General features: G+C 25.2%; 6 protein-coding genes and 1 pseudogene. 5 read left to right on the top strand and 2 right to left on the bottom strand.

Annotation, left to right across the window (positions count from 1 at the left end):
• Positions 1 to 610 precede the first annotated feature (610 nt).
• The 3 genes from Q0V09_RS07290 to Q0V09_RS07280 are packed head-to-tail and all read left to right on the top strand — an operon-like array spanning position 611 to position 3,882.
• Positions 611 to 1,597, top strand: coding sequence for a 2-hydroxyacid dehydrogenase (locus Q0V09_RS07290; RefSeq protein ID WP_297488006.1), 987 nt, complete (start codon positions 611 to 613; stop codon positions 1,595 to 1,597).
• 60 nt (positions 1,598 to 1,657) lie between these two features.
• The gene (locus Q0V09_RS07285) at positions 1,658 to 3,205 is read left to right on the top strand and encodes an ATP-binding protein (RefSeq protein ID WP_297488003.1); all 1,548 of its coding nucleotides are present in this window, start codon (positions 1,658 to 1,660) and stop codon (positions 3,203 to 3,205) included.
• A 2-nt stretch (positions 3,206 to 3,207) separates the two neighbouring features.
• Entirely contained in the window at positions 3,208 to 3,882 is a 675-nt protein-coding gene (locus Q0V09_RS07280) for a response regulator (RefSeq protein ID WP_297408029.1), read from the top strand.
• Positions 3,883 to 3,892: 10 nt separating this feature from the next.
• Here Q0V09_RS07280 and Q0V09_RS07275 read toward each other — a convergent pair whose 3' ends face one another.
• Complete coding sequence (locus tag Q0V09_RS07275; RefSeq protein WP_297408031.1) at positions 3,893 to 4,249, bottom strand: C-GCAxxG-C-C family (seleno)protein; 357 nt, start codon at positions 4,247 to 4,249, stop codon at positions 3,893 to 3,895.
• Positions 4,250 to 4,359: 110 nt separating this feature from the next.
• On the opposite strand from Q0V09_RS07275, the gene Q0V09_RS07270 reads away from it, so the two are divergent.
• A complete protein-coding gene (locus Q0V09_RS07270) occupies positions 4,360 to 4,548 on the top strand; it encodes a hypothetical protein (protein WP_297408033.1) in 189 nt (62 codons plus the stop codon).
• Between the two features lie 16 nt (positions 4,549 to 4,564).
• On the opposite strand, the gene Q0V09_RS07265 is transcribed toward Q0V09_RS07270, so the two are convergent.
• The gene (locus Q0V09_RS07265) at positions 4,565 to 4,906 is read right to left on the bottom strand and encodes a hypothetical protein (protein WP_297408035.1); all 342 of its coding nucleotides are present in this window, start codon (positions 4,904 to 4,906) and stop codon (positions 4,565 to 4,567) included.
• 90 nt (positions 4,907 to 4,996) lie between these two features.
• Between Q0V09_RS07265 and Q0V09_RS07260 the strand changes: the two are divergent.
• A pseudogene (locus Q0V09_RS07260) lies at positions 4,997 to 5,217 on the top strand (tRNA 2-thiocytidine biosynthesis protein TtcA); the annotation flags it as partial.

The following is a 5,217-nucleotide window of genomic DNA, read 5'->3' as shown; positions in this document are numbered from 1 at the left end:
ACACCAGGACGTACACTCTTTCCCTACACGACGCTCTTCCGATCTGAAAAATATAAAACAGATGTTTATGAATCCAATAGTAATTGCTACTTTTTTAGGAATGTTTGTTTGGGTTTTCCAGTCATCACTTCCTCAAGTTCATATAGGAGATAAAAGTTATGCATTTTTAAGAATAGATAAAACAGCTTTTTGGTTATTTAAACCAATGACTTACTTAGCAGCCCTTTGTTCACCATTAGCTTGGATATCAATAGGAGCTAAATTAGCTGATATATCATTAAAAGAGGCTTTTTCTTCAACAGAATCTTGGATATACAGTTTAATAAAAGTTATAGTAGTTCCAGCAATAAATATAGTTGTATTATATATTTTAACAGTAACAAAAATATTACCAGTTTCTTTTGTCGGGTTAGCAACAGTAGTTATAATGATGGCAACACCAACAGCAACAGTAGCAGCAGCATATTCAATAAAATTTGATAAAGAAGCTCTTATGACATCAAATTGTTCACTATTATCAACAGTATTTAGTGTTATCTGTATGCCACTTTGGATTGTAGTTTTAGAAATTTTAAAAACATTAAATATATTTAATTAAAAGGAGTATAAAATGAAACTTATATGTTATGGAGTTAGAAAAGTAGAGAAAGAGTTTTTTGAGAAGTTAAATAAATATAATTATGAATTAACATTAGTTGAAGAGTTACTAAATGATAAAAATATAGATCTTATAAAAGGGCATGAAGGAGTAATGTTACGTGCAAATTGTCCAGCTAATAAAGAAAACTTAGAAAAAATGAAAAATTATGGAGTAAAATATTTATTAACAAGAACTGTAGGATATAATCATATAGATTTAGATATAGCTAAAGAGTTAGGATTTAAAGTAGCAAGAGTTCCTAAATACTCTCCAAATGCTATATCAGAATTAGTAATAACATTTGCTATGAATCTAGTTAGAAAAGGTGCATACATGGCTGAAAGAAGTAGAGAAAAAAACTTCTTAGTGGATGAGTATATGTTTAGTCCAGAAATTAGAAATTTAACAGTTGGAGTTATAGGAACTGGAAAAATTGGATTTACAACAGCTAAACTATTTAAGGGATTAGGTTCGAAAGTTTTAGCATATGATGTATATGAAAATGAGTTAGCAAAAGAAATTTTAGAGTATGTTTCATTAGATGAACTATTAAAAACTTCTGATATAATTTCAATTCATTGTCCATATATAAAAGGTGAAAATGATAAATTAATAAATAGTGAATTTATTGAAAAAGCAAAAGATAAAGTTGTAATAATAAATACAGCAAGAGGGGAACTTCAAGATGTTAATGCAATTATTAAAGGAATTGAAAATGGAAAAATTTCAGGTTTTGGAACAGATGTATTTTCAAATGAAAAAGAGTTTTTCTTTAAAGATATGAGAGGAAAAGAGATAGATGGAAAAGTAGAAAAATTATTATCTCTATATCCAAGAGTTTTAGTAACGCCTCATATTGGGTCATATACAGATGAAGCTTTGACAAATATGATAGAGGTATCATATGACAATTTAGATGAATTTTTAAAATGTAAAAATTGTGAAAATGAGTTATAATATATTTAAAGAGAGTTTAGGCTCTCTTTTTTATTAGAAAAAAATAGGGAAAATAAAGGTATGGTTAATATGAAAATAAAAAATAAAATTAGAGTTTGGATAGGGATAATTGCATTTTTGCCATTACTATTATCTTATGGAATATTTTTAAATAGTGAAATAAAAAATCTAAATAATAATATTGAAAAAAATTTAATAGAAATTGCAAAACTAATAGCAAAGAACAATGTTGTAAGAAAGAATTTGACAGATAAGGATTTAAATGGAGATATTGAAAATGTTGTTGAAAAATATATAAAAATATGTAGAGATGCAGATATAATTGTAGTTGTAGATATGAATGGAAGGAAATATTCTCATTTGGATAAAAGTCAAATAGGACATAAATTTGTAAATCCAGTTTTATGGGATAAAATAAAATTTGGAGAGGGATATTACTCTAAAATGAAAGGATCTATGGGGATAACTTTTAGAAGATATGAACCAGTTTATAATGATAAGAGTATAATAGGTTTTGTTATGGTGGGAAAATATTATGAAAATATTTTGAAAAATAATAAAAAAACAATGTTTATGTACGTAGGATTATTTTTAATTACAATATCTTTAACAACTGGGTTAGGAAGAAAATTTCAAAAAGATATGAAAAAGAACTTATTTGGATTAGAGCCCGAGGAGATAGGAAGACTTTATAGTGAGGAAAAACTGATTATAGATAATTTAGAATCTGGATTAATTGCTCTTAATACAAGAAATGAAATTGTTAAATTAAATAGTGTATTTGAAAATAAATATAAGATGTTAACAACAGATATGGTATTAAAAAAGTTAAAGAAATATATAGGAAATAAAAATAATATGATAAAAAATGTAGAGGCTATTATAAATGGAGAGAGATTTTATATAAAAATACTTCCTATATATGATTTAGATAAATATTTTGGAATGTTAATTTTAATAAAAAAAAGGGAAGATGTTGAAAAATATTTAAAAGAGATAACAGGAATTGATCAGTTAGTAGAGGGAATGCGAGCAAATATTCATGAGTTTAAAAATAGATTACATGTTATATTAGGGTTGATTAATTTGGGGAAAATAGATATGGTGAAAAAATATATACTAGACCTACAAGAATTAAATCAATATGATTTTAAAAAATATAAGAATATAAAGAATACTTTTATAAAAGCAATGTTACTTGGAAAAGATGGTGTTGCTAAAGAGAGGAAAATAATTTTTGAAATTGACGAGGAAAGTATTGTAGAGGAAACTAGAAAAAATCATTTAACAGTAGACATTACTACAATTTTAGGAAATTTAATTGAAAATTCAATAGATTCTTTCGAAAATAATTTAGAAGTAGAAAAACAAATTAAAGTAAAAATAGTAGAAACAGAATTTTTCTTTGAAATTGAAGTTGAAGATAATGGAATGAAAATAAATGAAGAAAATTTAAATAGGATATTTGATTATGGATTTTCAACTAAAGGAAAACATAGAGGAGTTGGATTATTTTTAATTAAAGAAAAAGTTGGTTTGTATAATGGTTCTATTAAAATAGAGCAGTTCAATGATCATAAAAAAATTAAAATAAAAATGGAGAAGTAATAATGAAAAGAGTTCTTGTTGTAGAAGATGACCCAATGGTTGCAATGATAAATATAGAGTATTTATCTAAAATAAAAGGATATGAAGTAGTAGGAAATCCAGTGAATTTTTTTGAAACATTAGAGTATTTAAAAAAAGAAAAAATTGATTTGATTTTGTTAGATGTTTTTTTAATGGGAGAAAATGGACTTGATATATTAAAAGAGATTAGAGTGAGAGGATATAATGTAGATGTAATAATGATTACATCTGCAAATGATTCTGAAGATATAAAGAAAGCATTTTCTCTTGGAAGTGTAGATTATCTAATAAAACCATTTGATTTTGATAGATTTAAAGAGGCTATTACTAAGATTTCTAACAGAAATAAAATTTTTAATGATAAAAAAATAACTCAAAAAGAGTTAGATAAAATATATGTATTAGATGAAAAAAATTTAAAATTAGAATTACCAAAAGGATTAAATGAGAAAACATTTGAAAATTTAATATTGTTACTAGAGAAAGAGTTTAAAGATGTGTTTGGAATTAAAGAGGCATGTGATTTGATGGGAGTTAGTAATGTAACTATAAAAAAATATTTAGATTATTTAGAAGAGATAGATATAATTGAGGGAAGTATAACATATGGAAATGTAGGAAGGCCTCAATATATATATAAGAAAATCCATAATTAAATGGATTTTCTTATATTAATTTTTCAAGTTCACTATATGTAAATTCAACAATATCAGAGCAAGAAACACCAGATTTTTTAAGATCTATACAAAGTTCAGAACCGTAGTGTTCTTTAATTTTTTTTAATAAAGCATTGGAAATTTCTTTAGCTTTATTCTCATCAGTTGGTAAAGATCTACCTTTAGTCATACCAATAATAATAAGAGAGGCATTTATAGCTCCGCATAAACTACCAACAGTAGCACCGCCGCCCATTCCACTACCAAGAGAAACAGGAATTTCAGTTCCATGATTTTTATTATAAGCATGGATGATAGTTTCAGCACAATTATATCCACCTTTAATATAGTTTGTTTTTTTAATCATATATAGCTCCTTTAAAATTTAAGTATCTTTAAATTATATACCTATGAAAAATCAAAGTCAATATTAGGAAAGAAGAAAAAATATAGTATAATGCAGTGGGGGTGCATTATATGAATAAATTAAATATGATTTTAGAATTTATATGCAATGTATTAAAAAAACATCTAATTTTATACTATACTATTTTTATAATTGGATTATTAATTACAATAAAAAATAATAAGATGAATTTAGAAGTGATTTTGGTCTCAGTGATATTTTTAGTAATATCACAATTAATAGTAAAAATAAAAAGGTGATTTTTTAATCACCTTTTTAATATGTAAATATAAAAGCTTTTTCAGTTAAAACTTTAATTTTAGAGTAGTCCATATCATCATCTTTAGAAGGACAACCTCCCTTAGAAGAACATCCCCCACAAGAACCAGAACAACTTGTATTTTCTTTAGAAGAACAACATCCTCCCTCTTTTTCAGAATATTCAGGATTGTGTTTTAAAAAATCCTCATAACTTTCTAAATAACCTTGGTTATTTAGAGATGTATATATATTGTTAAGTTCTTCATCATTAATTCCTAAGTTTTTCATAATAGCTCCATCACTATAAACCATTCCTCCAATTAAAAAATCAAGGACACTTCTCTCTATTTTAGTCATAATTTAAACACCTCTTAGTTGTTTGTTATGATTAATTATATCATAAAAAATTTTTTGTTTGTTACTTTTTTTATAAACATGATATAATTTATACAAAATATATATTGTATATATGGAGGAGAGATGTCAGAAAAAGTGTTTGAAACAAAAAAAGAGATGGTTCAAGATTCAATAAGAACAACATACAGAAAAAAAATATGGTCTAAATTTACAAAGGCAGTAAAGGATTTTAAGTTAATTGAAGATGGAGATAAGATAGCTATTGGAGTATCAGGAGGAAAGGATAGTTTACTTTTAGCTAAATTATTTCA

Origin of the sequence: uncultured Cetobacterium sp., from assembly GCF_947039425.1 — a bacterium.
In the GTDB taxonomy this organism is placed as follows: Bacteria; Fusobacteriota; Fusobacteriia; order Fusobacteriales; family Fusobacteriaceae; genus Cetobacterium_A.
Note: the sequence above shows the minus strand (reverse complement) of the source record. Positions and strands in the feature narration are given on the sequence as shown.